This is a genomic window from Methylovulum sp., from assembly GCF_028687615.1.
GTDB lineage: Bacteria > Pseudomonadota > Gammaproteobacteria > Methylococcales > Methylomonadaceae > Methylovulum.
Window position 1 is genome coordinate 26407 of the sequence record NZ_JAQTZU010000018.1, and the last position, 17144, is coordinate 43550.

Here is a 17144-nt window from a genome sequence, read left to right on the forward strand (position 1 = left end):
TTCTTAAATTGACACGCTAATACTTCAATACAACTCAAAATTGGGTTAAGCTGGTAAGCCTTTCCAATTTTTTTCCATACTAGCTAAATTACCCAATGTCCGAATCACAACCCGATATTTTATTGGCTTATTTGACTGAAGTCCGCGGTGATGGCATGGATGCCAGGGTCACCGAGGAATATACCAACGAAATACCTTTAATTACAATTGATAATGAAGCCATGCTCGCAGGGAACGTCGGTGCTTATGTGCTGATCCGCCAGGCCAATATTGCGTTGATGGCCCTGGTTTTTAAGAGTTGGGAACAAGATCGTTTTAACAAACAAGATGAACGCCTCACTGACCGCTATATTTCGTTGATTCCAGTCGGGGAAATCAAAGATGACGGGACCTTTCTCCGAGGCATACGCCATTATCCGACCCCTGGCGCAAAAGTGTATGCGGTGGGCATTAAGGAAATCAATGCGATTTTTGCAAAATTCAGGGAATACGAGTTTTTTATCGGGCAATTGGCTTCGCATAAAGATTATCAAGTCAGCCTCGACCCTAAAGCTTTTTTTAGCCGCCATTTTGCCATCATCGGCCAATCCGGTTCCGGTAAATCCTGGACGGTTGCCAGTTTGATCCAAAGTACGATCAACGCCATGCCCAATTGCCACATGATCATGCTGGACTTGCATGGTGAATATTGCTGGAAAACCCCTAATGGTACGATCAAATCGGCATTTCCCAGCCACCAGGTCAATTATGTCGAGGCCACGGAAATGGAAATGCCGTATTGGATGATGAGCTATGCCGAGCTGGTGGATTTGTTTATCGACAGGGAAGACAAGAGTGCGACCATGCAGATGTCGTATATGCGCGAGTTGATCCAGCAACTGAAACGCAAAGAGGCGCAAAGAATCGGCATGCCGACGGTGTCGGTCGATACGCCGATTTATTTTTCGCTGGCGGAATTGTATATGCACTTTAAATCGGCCAACGAAGAACGGCGTGAGTTCGGTAAAGTGCAGGGTGCGTTATTCGGGCAATTTGATGAATTTTTGATCAGGATGCAAAGCCGTTTTAATGATGTCCGTTATGATTTTTTACTCAAGCCGAAAATCCGCAACACGTCCGAGAGCATGGCGCCTTTGTTGCGTCAGTTTGTAGGCTTGGGTGAATTTAAGGCGAATATTACGATTGTGGATTTAAGCTCGGTACCGACGGATATCAGGCCGGCCATTTCTGCCCAAGTCGGGCGTTTGGCTTATGAATTCAACTATTGGAATCCGCATCGGCGCGAATTTCCAATCACCTTGATTTGTGAAGAAGCCCACGCTTATATTCCCAGGGAAAAAGGCGGTCAGTTTGACGGCACCAAAAAAGTGATGGAACGGATTGCCAAAGAAGGCCGTAAATACGGGGTGTCCATCGGGGTGGTCAGCCAACGTCCGACGGAATTGTCAGAAACCATGCTCGCGCAATGCAGTTCGTTTATTTGCCTGCGCACGTCCAACCCGGACGACCAGGCTTATATCAAGGGCCTGATGCCGGAAGCGGAAGGGGATTTGGCGGACATGTTAAGTTCTCTGGGACGGGGGGAAGCCTTGGTGTTGGGCGAAGCGGCCCCGTTACCGACACGGGTGCAGATTTACCGGCCCAATCCTGAGCCGAAAAGTAATGACGTCGATTATTACAGCAATTGGCGCGATGGTGCGCATGATCTGGATGTCGAAGAAATTGTGCAGTTGTGGCGGACTCAGGATCGTAAATAGCAGGTTTTCAAAATTGTCCACGAAAGCCAAACAGTAGGCGGCACAAAAAAACACGAAAGCGAGAGTGGTGCGGGTTTTTAGTTTGTGATGACAAGGTGCGCACAGCTTACGGGAATGGCAAACACCGGACGAGCTTCCAGAGTATAGGTTTCAGTCCTTTCGCTTTTTTTCGTGCTGTTTGTGGCTTTCGTGGACAAAACTCCCGTTATTGAATCGCTGGCAACGATGGCAAGCCTTGTTGCAAAATGCCGTAGGCTATCCATAAACCGATGGCGGTGTAAACCAGTCTGGGCAGCCATTCCGCGAATGCCTCGTCTTGCAAGGCCAGGGTTTGTGCGTCAATCTGGGTGAAATGCAGCAACGTGTCCGCCAGTTGCCCGCTGTGTTCACCTGTGTTGATGATCTGTAGGGTGGACGCTGTGATGCTACCCACCGTAGCTAAAGATTCGCCCACGCTTGCACCCGATTTCATCAATGCCAGGGCAGGGTCGAACTGTTTTCTTAAGCCGGTGTTTTTGATGCTGGCAACGGCTTGCGGCAAAGCTGCCGAATAAGCCAAGCCCGCATCCAGCATCATCGCCAGCATAAAATAGAAACTGTTCAACTGGCGTTCCACCACCCAGTTGGCGACTGGTGGAAATGCCAGTTGCCAGCGGTGCAACAATGCCGCTTGGCTGCTGGTAAGAAAACTCGGAAACTTTACAAGTAAGGCTATCCCTGTCGCCATAAGCAACAATTGTCCCGCGCTGTCGAATAAATACCTGCCCAACGTGATTTGGGCGGTGACCAGGGCGGGCAGTGGTTGCACAAAAAAAGCAAGGATCAGCACGAAAGCCGGTAAATACAGGCGCGAGCGCATTTTTTTCCGCCGCCGAGCATCGTTGCCATAAAAATCCGCCAATTTTGTGTAAACAGCCGCCAGCTTGCCGCTGTTTTCGCCCGCCGTAACCAATATGCGTTGGTTATCGTCAAAAAGCCCCGTTTTGTAGCCCGCTTCGGCAATTTTTTGGCCTTTTCTTAAACGCGATGGCATGGTTTTAAGTGGCTTGCGCAAGAGCGGGTCATTTTTGGCGATCATGGCAAACGCTTCTGCCGCCGGCAGTCCGGCTTTTTCTAAGTGAGTCAATTGCAAGAACAAGCGGGCTAGCTTGTCGGAAGTCAGTAATGGCGGTTTTATGGTAGTTGGCATCGCAGATCAAGGTTTAATGAAAATAAAATAGCGGTGTAAGTTAAACGTAGCTTACCAAAAATGGCATTATTACAATCCCATCAGTTTTTGCACAGCGTCCTAATCATACTAAAGCAAGAACTGATGGGATTGTAATATCCATTCAATAAGAAACCCGTCCAGGGCCTCGCTCAGATAAAATACAGAATTTCAAACCAAAGAATTATTAACCAAAGAATTATTAACCAAAGAATTATTAACCAATTAGTCATGACAAAATGAGTAAACAAGAAAAAACCCTGACCATGACGGTGCTGATGACGCCGGACATGGCGAATTTTTCCGGCAATGTCCACGGCGGTTCCTTATTGAAGCTGCTGGATCAAGTCGCCTATGCCTGTGCCGCGAAATATTGCAAACAATATGTCGTCACGGCGGCTTTAGACCAGGTGTTCTTCAAACAACATGTCAATGTCGGTGAATTGGTGACTTTTTACGCACGGGTCAACCATGTCGGGCGGTCGTCTATGGAAGTGGGTGTAAAAGTCATTGCCGAGCATTTACGCACGTATGAAAAACGATATACCACCTCTTGTTATTTCACGATGGTCGCCATTGATGAAAACGGTAAATCGGTGGAAGTCCCACGCTTGGAACTGGAGACCGACGAAGAAAAACGGCTTTATGCGGCGGCCGAGATGCGCAAAAAATTGCGTCAGGAAAGCCTGGAAAGAAGCCGGGCCTTAGAAATGGATAACGGGGATGATTGTTAAGTGGCTTTACAAGAGAATTTTGAACAACTGCCGTTAAAGGATTTTGCCGAGAAGGCGTATTTGGATTATTCCATGTACGTCATTTTGGATCGCGCCCTGCCAAGTTTGGCGGATGGCCTGAAGCCCGTGCAGCGGCGTATTGTTTACGCCATGTCCGAACTGGGGTTGAACGCCGCCGCCAAGTACAAAAAGTCCGCGCGTACCGTCGGGGATGTGTTGGGTAAATACCATCCGCACGGCGATTCGGCGTGTTACGAAGCGATGGTGTTGATGGCGCAGAATTTTTCCTATCGCTATCCGCTGATCGACGGGCAGGGCAACTGGGGATCGCCCGATGATCCGAAATCCTTTGCCGCGATGCGTTACACCGAATCGCGCCTGACCGCCTACGCCAACACCTTGTTGAGTGAGCTAGAACAAGGCACGGTGGCATGGACGGATAATTTTGACGGCACGATGAAAGAACCCGCGCTGCTGCCCGCCCGCTTGCCGAATATCCTGCTCAACGGCACGATGGGCATTGCCGTGGGCATGGCGACGGACATCCCGCCGCATAATCTGCGCGAAGTGGCAAACGCTTGCATCGCCTTGCTGGATGATCCCGATAGCCCGCCGGAGAGGGTGTTCCAGCACATCAAAGGCCCGGATTATCCGACTGCCGCCGAAATCATCACCTCGGCGGAAGACATCCAAAAAATCTACAACACGGGCGGCGGTTCGGTGAAGATGCGGGCCAAATACGAGCTGGAAGATGGCGTGATCGTCATCACCGCCTTGCCGCACCAAGTCTCCGGCAACAAATTGATGGAGCAAATCGCCGCGCAAATGCTGGCGAAAAAATTGCCGATGATTGAGGACTTGCGTGACGAGTCCGACCATGAAAACCCCACGCGCTTGTTGATTATCCCCAAAACCAAACGCGGGCTGGATGTGGACGCGGTCATGTCGCATTTGTTCGCCACCACTGATTTGGAAAAAAGTTACCGTATCAACCTGAACATGATCGGTTTGGATGGCAGGCCGCAAGTTAAAAACCTGCATGGGATTTTGGTCGAATGGCTGGCGTTCCGTACCGAAACCGTGCGCCGCCGCTTGCAATTCCGCTTGGATAAGGTGCTGGCGCGTCTGCATATTCTCGATGGGTTGCTGGTTGCTTACCTGAACATCGACGAAGTGATCGCCATTATCCGCAACGAAGACAAGCCCAAGCCGGTGTTGATGGCGCGTTTTGGCCTCAGCGATGTGCAAGCCGAAGCCATCTTGGAATTGAAATTGCGGCATTTGGCGAAATTGGAAGAAATGAAAATTCGCGGCGAACAAGATGAATTGGCGAAAGAGCGCGACAGCCTGGAAAAAACCTTAGGCTCCGAGCGTTTGCTGAACCGCCTCATCAAAAAAGAGCTGCAAAGCGATGCCGACAAATACGGCGATGACCGCCGCTCACCGATAATTGAACGCGAAGCGTCGCAAGCTATGGAAGCCGTCGCGCTGATCAGCAACGAGCCATTGACGGCGATTTTGTCGGAAAAAGGCTGGATACGCGCCGCCAAAGGCCATGATATTGATGTCGCGAGCTTGAATTACCGCTCTGGCGACAGTTTTCTCGATGCCGTCAAATGCCGTTCCACCCAGCCGGTTTATATTTTTGATTCCACAGGTAAAGTCTATACGACTTCCACCCACGATTTACCTTCCGCCCGTACCCAGGGCGAACCGTTGACCGCGCGGCTCAATCCGCCCGCTGGCGCGTTGTTCACACATTTGCTGGCGGGTAATCCTGATGACTGGATAGTCTTGGCAAGCCATTTAGGTTTGGGGTTTAAAGTGCAATTGCAAGAATTAATGACCAAGAATAAAGCGGGTAAGGCCGTGATAACCTTGTCAGACAACGCAAAGTTGTTGAAGCCCGCTTTGGTCAATAATAATGCCGATTTATTAGCCGTGGCGACCCAGCAAGGGCGGTTGCTGATTTTCCCGGTCGTGGATTTGCCTGTTTTGGTACGCGGTAAGGGTAATAAATTGATCCAACTGACTGCTGCCGATTTGCAAACAGCTAAGGACTGTGTGGTTGCGGCGGTTGTCTTGCCAATTGACTCACCGTTAAAAGTGCTGTCTGGTAAACAATTTTTGACCTTGAAAGCCACTGATATAACGCAATATTCCGGCAAACGCGCCAACCGGGGCTTGCCGTTGCCGCGTGGTTTCCAGCGCGTGGACGGCTTGGTGGTGGAATAATTGCGGCGAGTTTGTGTCGTTAATTTGATGTTTTTCAGTGGTTTTTTGTGGAGGTTAAATAGTATGACCGACGAGGAATTGAGACAATTGGTCGCCAGCTTGGCGATAGACCAGAAGGCGTTGGCGGCCCAGGTCAAAGCCACATCCGAACAACTCAAAGAAACGGACTTGCAGGTAAAAGCCACATCTGCGCAAATGAGGGAAACCGATGTGCAAATGAAAAAAACCGACCACCAAATCAAGGAACTCGGCAAGCAAATCGGTGGTTTGGGCGAGAAGTTCGGCAGTTTCACCGAAGGCATGGCCTTCCCTTCGATGCAAAAAGTGCTGGCTGAGCGTTTTGGTATGGAAGCCGTCACCACCCGCTATAAAATCCGTAAAGGCGGTAAAACCTTGGAGCTGGATGTGTTCGCCTATTGCAACGCCCAGCAAAACAAGGCGGTGATCGTCGAAGTCAAAAGCCATTTGCGGGATGAGCATATCGAACAATTGCTCAAACAATTGACGGAAGCGAAAACTTTTTTGCCTGAACATGCCGACAAACAGTTTTACGGTATTTTGGCAGTGGTGGACAGCCCCGAAGATTTAAAACAACGGGTGTTTGACAATGGCTTGTATTACGCGGAAATCCATGACAATTTGTTTGAGTTGAAAACCCCCGCCACGTTTGCGGCAAAGGCATTTTAAACGGCGCGAAACGGATTCGCGCCGTTTAACAAAATGTCTAGCCTTTCGCCAAGCTCGCCAAATCAATCACAAAGCGGTATTTCACATCGCTTTTCAATACCCGCTCATAAGCTTCGTTGATTTGCTGGATAGGGATGATTTCAATGTCTGACGTGATATTGTGTTCGGCGCAAAAGTCGAGCATTTCTTGGGTTTCTTTGATGCCACCGATTAATGAGCCTGCAATATGGCGGCGTTTGAAAATCAAGTTGCCAACTGATGGGGAAGGGTGGGGTTGATCGGGTACGCCGACTAGGCATAACGTGCCATCGCGTTTGAGCAGTGCCGTGTAGGCATCGAGGTTATGCGGTGCGGCGACGGTGTTGAGGATAAAATCAAAGCTCAGCAGATGACTAGCCATTTCTTCAGGATTTTTTGAGATCACCACGCTGTCCGCGCCTAGGCGTTTGGCATCGGCGACTTTGTCCGGCGAGGTCGTGAACAGCACCACTTCTGCACCCATCGCGTGGGCGAATTTGACTGCCATGTGGCCCAAGCCACCCAAACCCACCACGCCGACTTTATCACCCGCACCGACTTGCCAGTGGCGTAGCGGCGAGTAAGTGGTGATGCCGGCGCATAACAACGGTGCGGCGGCGGCTAGATCCAGGTTGTCGGCAATTTTTAACACGAAATGTTCATCGACGACGATGTTGTCGGAATAGCCGCCGTAAGTGTTGCCGGGCATGTTCGGGTCCGGGCTGTTGTAAGTGAACACCGGATGGTTGCAGTATTGCTCCAGATCATCCTGGCATTCCGGGCAAGTACGGCAGGAATCGACCAGACAGCCGACACCGACGGAATCGCCGATTTTAAAATGGGTCACTGCGCTGCCGATGTTGATGACTTTACCGACAATTTCATGGCCCGGCACCATCGGGAACGAGGCATTGCCCCATTCGTTACGGGCCTGGTGGATGTCCGAATGGCAAACGCCACAAAAGAGGATGTTGATATGCACGTCGCTAGGTTGCAGTTCGCGGCGGTTGAACTGGAACGGCACTAGCGGCGACGTGTGGGTGTGGGCGGCATAGCCACGGCTGGCATACATAATTAACTCCTATCTAATCTATTATGGTGGGATGGGGCATTGCACGGAAAGTTTACCGCTTTTTTAGGGATTGTTGGCAATTACAATCGCCCGTTTCGGAGCGGGTAAACCTTCAACGGTCAATTGCAGGTTGTTTGGATCGAGAAAATCTGGCAAGGAATGAAAGCGCATCCATGCGGTGCCGCGTTGTTCCTCGACACTTGTAACGGTGACATCGACTACGCGGACATTGACAAAACCACAACGTTGCAGCCAGCTTACCAAGGTTGGGCAACTAGGTAGGAACCAGACATTACGCATCCGTGCATAACGGTCTTTCGGTATTAGGGTGTCGCCTAAATCGCCGTCAATCACCAGGGTTTCCAAAACCAATTCACCGCCCGTTTGCAAACAGCCTTTCAATTCCAATAAATGGTCAATGGGTGAGCGGCGGTGGTACAACACGCCCATCGAAAAAACTGTGTCAAACAATTGTAAATCACGCGGCAAATCTTCTATGCCCAACGGCAGGACATAAATCGGCGCGGTGCCGTGCAGTTTTTTGATGAGCTGGAATTGCATGACATTGAGCAGCATGGGATCTATGCCAATCACCATTTTTGCACCGGCTCCGAGCATGCGCCAGCAATGGTAGCCGTTGCCGCAGCCGACATCGAGCACGCGGCGGTAGCTGAGCGGCGCGATATGGTCTTGCAGCCGTTGCCATTTCCAATCGGAACGCCATTCGGTGTCGATAGGGATGCCAAACAGTTGGTACGGGCCTTTGCGCCAAGGATGCAGTGTTTGGAGTTGTTGTTCCAATGATTGCCGTTGCTGTTGGGGCAAATCCTCGGTGCGGCCAATTTCGATGGCATCGGCATCAAGGCGTTTGTGGTTGGCTTGGAAATCAGGGATTGCGTCGATCACGGCTTGCCATTTTGCCAAATCGCCGTGTTTGCTGGTATCGAAAGCGTCAGCCAATTGCCGGGTCAGCGTGGCACCCCAGACATCAGCTTTGGCTTCCAGCAGATCATGGAACAACGCTTGGTAATCGGACATGACCGGAAAAGAGGGTGGAATTGTTTAGCCCTTCAGGGTGACTACCCTGAAAGGTTTTGATAGTGCGGATCAGGAATTTTTTTCTGGTTTGGCGGCCAATGCTTCGACATTGCGTTTGGCCAGGCTGTCGATGACGGCATTCAACGAGCCTTTGGTTTGCATTTCGTTGTTGAAGGTAGTACGGTAATTGGTGACCAAGCTGACGCCTTCAATCATGATGTCGTAGGCTTTCCATTGGCCTTCATGTAAAGCCATGCGGTAGTCTATCGCGATAGGTTGGATGCCGGGTTGCAATACTTCGGTCTTGACTACGACTTTAGTGGCGCCGGGTTCCATATCCAGCGGCAAAAAGCGCACGGACCACTCTTTAAATTCGACAAAGGCGCGGGAATAAGTCCGTACCAACAAGGTTTGGAATTCGTGTTTGAAGCGGTTGCGTTCGTCGATTGTTGCGGTTTTCCATAGTTTTCCTAACACTAACGCGGCAATGCGGTCAAAATCGACCCGTGGATTGATGACTTCGTTAACAAATTGGTTGATTTTGGCAAAATCCTTGGTGAAGTTTTTTTCCTGCAATCTTGACTGTAATTGTGCGGAAGCCGTTTCTATCGCTTGTTGCGGAGCTTGCAAGCCGGCTGCCATGAGCTTGAATGGGGCAACCGTCAAAAATAATGCCAAGAATGCAAATAATAGTGTGTGTCTAGCCTTCATAAAATCCTCTAAAATGCAGCGTGAAAACCTAAGTCAATTTAAAATGAATTTAGTTTCTTGAAAATATAATTAACCCGAAAAACAACGGATCAGATGAACTATCATAACATTACAATTTCCACGCGCATGAGAAGAATGCGTTACAAGGATTTTTCCAGACGCTTGATGCGCGAACACCGTTTAAGCGTAGATGACCTGATTTATCCGGTGTTTGTGACCGAAGGCAATGGCCTGCGCGTAGGCGTTGCATCCATGCCGGGAGTCGAGCGTTTGTCGCTGGATGTGTTGTTGCAGGAAGCGCGGGAAATACACGCGTTGGGCATCCCTGCCATCGCCTTGTTTCCGGTGGTTGCCGCCGATAAAAAATCTCTTGACGCAGCGGAGGCTTATAACCCCGACGGTTTGGTGCAACGTAGCGTCAGGGCGTTAAAACAAGCCGTGCCGGAACTGGGTGTCATCACCGATGTCGCGCTAGACCCGTTTACTGTCCACGGGCAGGATGGCTTGCTTGATGATAGCGGCTATGTCGTCAATGATGAAACCGTCGCCGTGTTGGTCAAGCAGGCTTTGTCACATGCCGAAGCCGGTGCGGATGTGGTCGCCCCTTCCGATATGATGGACGGGCGCATTGGCGCGATCAGGGAGGCTTTGGAAGCGGCGCGTCATGTCAACACCTTGATTTTGGCATATTCTGCCAAATATGCCTCGGCATTTTACGGGCCGTTCCGGGATGCGGTGGGTTCGGCGGGCAATTTGGGCAAAGGCAACAAATACAGTTATCAGATGGATCCCGCCAACACCGACGAAGCCCTGCGTGAAATCGAACTGGATTTGCAAGAGGGGGCGGACATGGTCATGGTCAAGCCGGGGATGCCGTATCTGGATATTATCCGCCGCGTCAAAGAAACCTATGGCGTACCGACTTTTGCCTATCAGGTCAGCGGCGAATATGCCATGATCAAGGCGGCGGCGATGAATGGCTGGCTGGATGAACAAGCCGTGGTGATGGAATCCCTGCTGGCATTCAAACGGGCGGGTAGTGATGCCATCCTGACGTATTTTGCCAAATCAGCCGCGCAATGGCTCAAGGACGCGCAATCATGACCGACCATTACGCCGTCTTCGGTCAGCCAATTAGCCATAGCAAATCCCCGCGCATCCATCAGTTTTTCGCTGCCCAGACGGGACAAGACCTAAGCTACACGGCTAAAGAAGTCGCCCCTGGGCAGTTTGGCGACAGTGTCAGGGCGTTTTTTGATGAAGGCGGCAAAGGCTTAAATTGCACCGTGCCGCTGAAAGAATTGGCGTTTGCGTTTGCCGACCAAACCACCGCGCGGGCGCAACGGGCGAAGGCGGTCAATACCTTGGCATTACAAAACGATGGCTCGGTGTTGGGCGATAATACCGATGGCTGTGGTTTGGTCACGGATTTGACTGTTAATCACGCACTTACCTTGGCAGGAACCAGAATCTTGATTTTAGGCGCCGGTGGCGCGGGTCGTGGAATTATCGGCCCTTTGCTGGATCAAGCCCCAAAGAAATTGGTGATTGCCAACCGCACTGTCGAAAAAGCCGTTGATCTTGCTAAAGAATTCGACAATCCTATCGTGAATGGCTGTGGCTTTGCCGATTTAAAGGGACAAGAATTTGCTATTATCCTTAATGCGACGTCAACGAGTTTAAGCGGACAATTACCGCCTTTGCCCGAGGGCGTGTTGGCTGGACAAGGCGTCTGTTACGATCTTGCCTATGGCAACCAGCCCACCGCTTTTGTCCGTTGGGGTTGGGCCAATAACGCGGTTAAAAGTTTGGATGGTTTGGGGATGTTGGTTGAGCAAGCCGCCGAGGCTTTTTTCATCTGGCGTGGGGTCAGGCCGCAAACGCAAACGTTGATTGAACAGTTGAATACCGAGCGGGGAATATTAATCGTTTCATAAATGCTTGCACAAAAATGTGTAAATACTCACTCAAATCATTTCGGCAAGCACTTATGAAACGATTAATAACTTATTGAATTGGACAATTAATATAATGATCAGAGAGTTGTGGTTATTGAGACACGGTAAAGCCGAACGTGATGGGCTAATAGCCGATTTTCAGCGGTCTTTGAAAAAATCTGGCAAACAATCTGTCCGGCGTATCGGCCTATGGTTGAAGCAACAAGGGTTAAAACCCGATTTTTTGCTTACTTCACCAGCAACCAGGGCTTTTGACACGGCAAGCATTATTGTTGATACCTTGGATGAAGATAATTTTTTGTTAAAACAGGATGATCGTTTGTATTTTCAAGGGCCAGATGCGTTAAAACAAATACTGGTGGAAATCCCGCCAGCATTTAAACGAGTGTTGTTAGTGGGCCATAATCCTGATTTTGAAGACTTGTTCAGCTATCTTGCCGGTGCCGCGAATTTACCTGCCACAGATAAATTACTGCCCACAGCCGCTTTAGTGCGTCTTAAGATGCCGGACGATTGGCGCGACTTGTCTCTTGGCTGCGCCCAGGTGCTTTCAATAACCTACCCAAAATCCTTAGAGTGAAAGTAAGTCCTTGAAGTAATAATCTTGTCATATAAAATCAATATGCTGGACAGGTTTTATAGTCCGCGTTGCGCCCATAACACTATTTTTTGAGAGTTGATAATGACTTTATCTTTTAAATCAAAATCGCTGATCATGGCGATGAGTTTGGTATCCGTTATATTAGCCAGTCCTGCGGGTCAGGCCGTGCAAACCGTTGAGGCCGGTGTGCCTGAATACCAAAAAGCCAGTGGTGTTTCAGGCAATTTGTCCAGTGTCGGTTCAGATACGTTGGCGAACCAAATGACCTTGTGGGCGGAAGCTTTCAATCGCTTTTATCCTAATGTCAATATCCAAATTCAAGCTGCGGGTTCATCTACCGCGCCACCGGCTTTGACCGAGGGCACATCAAATCTTGGCCCTATGAGCCGTGAAATGAAAGATGACGAACTGGAGGCTTTCGAAAAGAAATTTGGCTATAAACCCACTAAGGTTCCGGTGGCGGTTGATGCCTTGGCGGTTTTTGTCAATAAAGACAACCCGCTTAAAGGTTTGACCATTGACCAAGTGGATGCGATTTTTTCATCTACGCGTAAATGTGGCTATAGCACCGATATTTTGAACTGGGGTGATGCGGGCGTTGCCAAGTGGAAAGACAAAAGCATCCAGTTATACGGTCGCAACTCGGTGTCAGGCACTTATGGCTATTTTAAAGAACACGCTTTATGTAAAGGGGACTTTAAAAACAACGTCAACGAGCAACCTGGTTCCGCTTCGGTAATACAATCCGTAACGACTTCAGTCAATGGTATCGGTTATTCTGGTTTAGGTTACGTCACTTCGGGTATTAAAGCGTTGCCTTTGGCGAAAAAAGGCAGTAATACTTTTGTCGCCGCCACACCAGAAAACGCGTTGGCGGGCAAATATCCTTTGGCGCGTTTCTTATATGTTTATGTCAACAAAAAACCTAATCAACCCTTGGCACCACTTGAGAACGAGTTTATTAAAATGGTGTTATCAAAAACCGGCCAAGAAGTTGTTATAAAAGATGGATACATACCACTGCCCGCCAAGGTTATCAAAAAAGCATTGGCGACGTTAAAATAAAAACCCTTTGAGTAAATCCTCAAAAGGCAACTATTTGCAAATTTCGGCCGGGCTTTGTTTGGCAAAGCACCGGCCATTTTTTTTAATGCTTATTGTTATATCATTGTCACATTTCGTTTCTATAATCATCAAAAATGTCTGAAACAAATATCAAGATTCCCGCCTCAGTTATGCAAAAATCATCCAGTTCCTATTACCAGCAATGGCGTTTAATTAAAGATAACTTAGCGCGTTATGGTGTGATAGCCGGCGGTATGGGAGTCATTGTTGCTGTTGTCATGATTTTCTTTTACTTGCTCTATGTCGTTTTCCCCTTATTTTTGCCCGCCTCCGCCGAGCCTGTCAGCCAATATTCCTTGCCAGAGAAAAACTTAGGTAAAACTTTGTTGCTGGATATGGAAGAACAGAATCAGGTTGCCGCCCGTTTTACCGACACCGGGAAAATTGTGTTTTTTGATTTGGGAAACGGTAAAACGATATTAAGCCAAACAGTGGCTATTCCAGCAGAAGCTAAGATTGTCAGCTTTGCCCAAGCGACTCCAATGAGCGAGGGTGCTGTCATTTACGGACTTTCTGATGGCAGGGCGGTAATCGTCAAGCATGAATACAATGTTTCCTATGTTAATAACGTCAAGGTCATCACGCCATCCATTGTTTATCCTATGGGCGAGCAAGCTTTGGTGTTAGATGACACCCATGCCCCATTGGAAAAAATTGCTGCACAGGTTAGCGATGGATCAACGACTATTATTGCTAAAACAGTTGATAAAATCCGCCTGAGCAGTTTTCAAAAGGAACAAGCCTTATTTGCGGATGACACAGCATTAACCCGTACCGATGCGCAATTAAGCCTTCCTGCTACAGGTGTCGACGATATTTTGATCGATAAGGATGGCAGCCACTTTTATTTGTTGAGTAGTAATGGTCGATTGGCTTTTTATGATATTAGCGACAAAAGTGCGCCGGCACTAAAGCAAGCACAAAATGTGGTTGAAACGGGGCAAAAAGTCACCAGCATTGCATTTTTGAATGGTGATCTGTCTTTGATGATAGGAGATTCCAGCGGTTTGGTGTCGCAATGGACTATGGTCAGGGATGAATCCAATCGTCTGGCAATGCAAAAAATCAGGGTTTTCAAGGTTTCAGATAGACCTATAACCGCGATAAAATCCGAGCAGCGGCGTAAGGGTTTTTTTACGGTTGATGCGGCGGGTGACATTGGTATTTATCACGCGACTTCCGAAAAACAACTGATCCAAAAACATGTGTCGGATGCGTTGGTTTCTGTCGCCTTGGCTCCTCGGGCAAATGGCCTGTTGATGCAGTCGGCGGATGGTAATCTCCATTTCTGGAAAGTGGAAAACGAGCATCCTGAAGTTTCACTAAAGGCATTGTGGCAAAAAGTATGGTACGAGAGCTATCCTAAGCCGGATTATATTTGGCAGTCTTCAGCATCTAACAATGACTTTGAACCTAAATACAGCCTGACACCGTTAGTGTTCGGTACGTTAAAAGCGGCATTTTATGCGATGCTGGTGGGAATGCCATTGGCATTGATGGGCGCAATTTATACCGCTTATTTTATGAATCCAGTGATGCGCCAATATGTGAAACCGATGATCGAGTTGATGGGTGCATTACCAACGGTTATCTTGGGTTTTTTGGCGGGGCTATGGCTGGCACCATTTATTGAAGAACACCTTGCCGGATTTTTCTCCCTGCTCGTAGTCGTGCCGGTTTCAGTCATGTTGTTTGCCTATTTTTGGCAATTTATGCCCAAGTCGATTCTTGAGAAAATTCCTGAAGGGTCGGATGCCGTATTACTGGCGCCAATTATTATACTCAGCGGAATATTGGCGTTTTACATCAGTACACCACTAGAGGCAGCCATTTTTCACGGTAGTTTGCGTGACTGGTTTAAAAACGAATTAGGTATTGGTTACGATCAGCGCAACGCCTTAGTGGTCGGTGTCGCGATGGGTTTTGCCGTTATCCCAACGATATTTTCGATTGCTGAAGACGCGATCTTCAGCGTCCCCAAACATCTGACCGTCGGTTCTTTGGCACTAGGTGCAACACCTTGGCAGACCTTATCCAAAGTGGTGTTGCTAACCGCAAGTCCAGGTATCTTTTCGGCAGTGATGATCGGTTTCGGACGTGCGGTAGGTGAAACTATGATTGTACTCATGTCCACCGGAAATACGCCGGTAATGGATCTAAGTATTTTCCAAGGCATGCGGACATTGGCGGCAAATATCGCGGTGGAAATGCCAGAATCGGAAGTCGATAGCACCCACTACCGGATATTGTTCCTGGCGGCGTTGGTGCTGTTTGCTTTTACCTTTATTTTTAATACACTCGCCGAAGTTGTTCGTCAGCGTTTACGCGAAAAATACAGTTCATTATGATCAAAGAATGGTTTAAAACAGGATTGCCCTGGGTGTGGCTGAATGCCGCCGCCGTCAGTGTTTGTCTTATTATGATTGTCTCCGTATTGGGGTTGATTGCCGTGCGGGGTGCAAGCCATTTTTGGCCTGCCGAAGTCATCCAATTCAAATATCAGGACGATGATGGCCAGTTAAAAACGATTATAGGTGAACATGTTGATAGCAGCGTGACACCGGCGGCGATGGCGAAATCGGCAGGCTATAAAATGGCCGATGATGAAGACGCGTTAGTGCAGTATTTGATCAAAACTGGAAACCGGGACGTGACAGGGGCTGATTTTCGTTGGATCCAGGTGCGCAATATAAAGCAGCAGGAAGCTCCGGCCGGATTAGTGGTTATTGAGCGGCGCGAATGGGGTAATTTTTATGGGCAACTCACGGCAGTCAAAGAAAATGGCAATGTGATTGCATCAGGAGAAGAAGCCGTGCCCATTGCCATGCAGAAACTTGATGCGGCACTGGCAGTTTTTAAAGAAATAAACCATATAGAGAAAAAAGAAATTGGTGCAGTCAACTATGAATTGGAACGTTTAAGGCTTAAGCAAAAAAGTTTGCAGTTAAAAAATCGTTGGAATGCCGAAACTGAGAAAACTTTGGCTGTTGAAACAGCGGCCTATAATGAACAATATAAATCCTATCAGTCGCAGTTACAGGCGTTGTACCAAAAAATCAGATTGGATAGCGTAGTTGTTAAGACAGACGGCGGAAATGAAGCTGATATTTCCCTATCTAAAATAGTAAAAATTTATCAACCCAATGGCATGGGCTTGTTTGATAAGCTAGTCCATTATGTGAATAAATTCATCGAGTTTTTGAGCGATGATCCACGCGAAGCTAATACTGAGGGCGGGATTTTTCCGGCTATTTTCGGCACTATCATGATGGTTATGATGATGTCGGTTATTGTGACGCCGTTTGGGGTGGTCGCCGCAGTTTATTTGCGGGAATATGCCAAGCAGGGTTTCATTACCAGATTAATCAGAATCGCAGTGAACAATCTGGCGGGTGTCCCTTCAATTGTTTACGGCGTGTTTGGCTTGGGATTTTTTGTTTATATTCTCGGTGGCAACATAGATCAATTGTTCTTTCCAGAATCGGCTCCGGCTCCGGTTTTTGGAACGCCTGGATTGTTATGGGCTTCAATCACACTCGCCCTGTTGACCCTGCCTGTCGTCATTGTCTCAACTGAGGAAGGTTTGGCGCGTATCCCTAAATCTATCCGTGAAGGCAGTTTGGCATTAGGTGCCACTAAGATGGAGACTTTGTGGCTGACAGTATTGCCAATGGCAAGTCCAGCCATGATGACAGGGTTAATTCTGGCGGTTGCCCGTGCGGCGGGTGAAGTTGCCCCATTAATGTTGGTTGGGGTTGTCAAAATGGCACCAACCTTGCCATTGGACGGTAACTTCCCCTTTTTACATTTAGATAGAAAATTTATGCACTTGGGATTTCACATCTATGATGTAGGCTTTCAAAGCCCTAACGTAGAAGCGGCAAGGCCCTTAGTTTATGCAACATCACTATTATTGGTGGTGGTGATTTTGGGGCTCAATTTATCAGCCATTCTCATTAGAAATCATTTGCGCGAAAAATACCGGGCATTGGAAGGATAAA

At 48.5% G+C, this 17144-nt stretch carries 14 protein-coding genes; 10 read left to right on the top strand and 4 right to left on the bottom strand.

Annotated features, from left to right (window positions below; translation table 11 throughout):
- Window positions 1-95 precede the first annotated feature (95 nt).
- A complete protein-coding gene (locus tag PHH59_RS11885) occupies window positions 96-1757 on the top strand; it encodes a DUF87 domain-containing protein (protein WP_300016176.1) in 1662 nt (553 codons plus the stop codon).
- A gap of 205 nt (window positions 1758-1962) precedes the next feature.
- Here PHH59_RS11885 and PHH59_RS11890 read toward each other — a convergent pair whose 3' ends face one another.
- The gene (locus PHH59_RS11890) at window positions 1963-2946 is read right to left on the bottom strand and encodes a type II secretion system F family protein (RefSeq protein ID WP_300016179.1); all 984 of its coding nucleotides are present in this window, start codon (window positions 2944-2946) and stop codon (window positions 1963-1965) included.
- Window positions 2947-3203: 257 nt separating this feature from the next.
- Between PHH59_RS11890 and PHH59_RS11895 the strand changes: the two genes are divergently transcribed.
- The 3 genes from PHH59_RS11895 to PHH59_RS11905 all read left to right on the top strand — a co-directional run bounded on the left by PHH59_RS11895 (window position 3204) and on the right by PHH59_RS11905 (window position 6620).
- Window positions 3204-3698 carry an acyl-CoA thioesterase gene (locus PHH59_RS11895; protein WP_300016181.1) on the top strand — a complete coding sequence of 165 codons (495 nt, stop codon included), beginning with the start codon at window positions 3204-3206 and terminating at the stop codon, window positions 3696-3698.
- Window positions 3699-5933: a DNA topoisomerase IV subunit A gene (gene parC, locus PHH59_RS11900; RefSeq protein ID WP_300016184.1), complete on the top strand. Its 2235-nt coding sequence runs from the start codon at window positions 3699-3701 to the stop codon at window positions 5931-5933.
- 63 nt (window positions 5934-5996) lie between these two features.
- Window positions 5997-6620: a DUF3782 domain-containing protein gene (locus tag PHH59_RS11905; protein WP_300016187.1), complete on the top strand. Its 624-nt coding sequence runs from the start codon at window positions 5997-5999 to the stop codon at window positions 6618-6620.
- Between the two features lie 37 nt (window positions 6621-6657).
- Here the strand turns inward: PHH59_RS11905 and PHH59_RS11910 are convergent, their stop codons facing one another.
- From PHH59_RS11910 to PHH59_RS11920, 3 genes are all read right to left on the bottom strand, one after another.
- Window positions 6658-7710: an NAD(P)-dependent alcohol dehydrogenase gene (locus PHH59_RS11910; RefSeq protein ID WP_300016190.1), complete on the bottom strand. Its 1053-nt coding sequence runs from the start codon at window positions 7708-7710 to the stop codon at window positions 6658-6660.
- A 63-nt stretch (window positions 7711-7773) separates the two neighbouring features.
- Window positions 7774-8748, bottom strand: a complete 975-nt coding sequence (gene cmoB, locus PHH59_RS11915) for a tRNA 5-methoxyuridine(34)/uridine 5-oxyacetic acid(34) synthase CmoB (protein ID WP_300016194.1) — start codon at window positions 8746-8748, stop codon at window positions 7774-7776.
- A 69-nt stretch (window positions 8749-8817) separates the two neighbouring features.
- The gene (locus PHH59_RS11920; RefSeq protein WP_300016197.1) at window positions 8818-9459 is read right to left on the bottom strand and encodes a phospholipid-binding protein MlaC; all 642 of its coding nucleotides are present in this window, start codon (window positions 9457-9459) and stop codon (window positions 8818-8820) included.
- Between the two features lie 93 nt (window positions 9460-9552).
- On the opposite strand from PHH59_RS11920, the gene hemB reads away from it, so the two are divergent.
- The 6 genes from hemB (at window position 9553) to pstA (ending at window position 17143) form a co-directional block, all read left to right on the top strand.
- On the top strand, window positions 9553-10563 hold the full coding sequence (hemB, locus tag PHH59_RS11925) for a porphobilinogen synthase (protein ID WP_300016200.1): 1011 nt from the start codon (window positions 9553-9555) through the stop codon (window positions 10561-10563).
- Window positions 10560-11396 carry a shikimate dehydrogenase gene (gene aroE, locus PHH59_RS11930; protein WP_300016203.1) on the top strand — a complete coding sequence of 279 codons (837 nt, stop codon included), beginning with the start codon at window positions 10560-10562 and terminating at the stop codon, window positions 11394-11396. Before hemB ends, aroE begins: the two co-directional genes overlap by 4 nt.
- 94 nt (window positions 11397-11490) lie before the next feature.
- Window positions 11491-11997, top strand: a complete 507-nt coding sequence (locus tag PHH59_RS11935) for a histidine phosphatase family protein (RefSeq protein WP_300016206.1) — start codon at window positions 11491-11493, stop codon at window positions 11995-11997.
- 102 nt (window positions 11998-12099) lie between these two features.
- Window positions 12100-13083, top strand: a complete 984-nt coding sequence (locus PHH59_RS11940; protein WP_300016209.1) for a phosphate ABC transporter substrate-binding protein PstS family protein — start codon at window positions 12100-12102, stop codon at window positions 13081-13083.
- Between the two features lie 134 nt (window positions 13084-13217).
- The gene (locus tag PHH59_RS11945; RefSeq protein WP_300016212.1) at window positions 13218-15491 is read left to right on the top strand and encodes an ABC transporter permease subunit; all 2274 of its coding nucleotides are present in this window, start codon (window positions 13218-13220) and stop codon (window positions 15489-15491) included.
- Window positions 15488-17143, top strand: a complete 1656-nt coding sequence (gene pstA / locus PHH59_RS11950) for a phosphate ABC transporter permease PstA (RefSeq protein WP_300016215.1) — start codon at window positions 15488-15490, stop codon at window positions 17141-17143. Before PHH59_RS11945 ends, pstA begins: the two co-directional genes overlap by 4 nt.
- The last annotated feature ends 1 nt before the right edge of the window (window position 17144 follow it).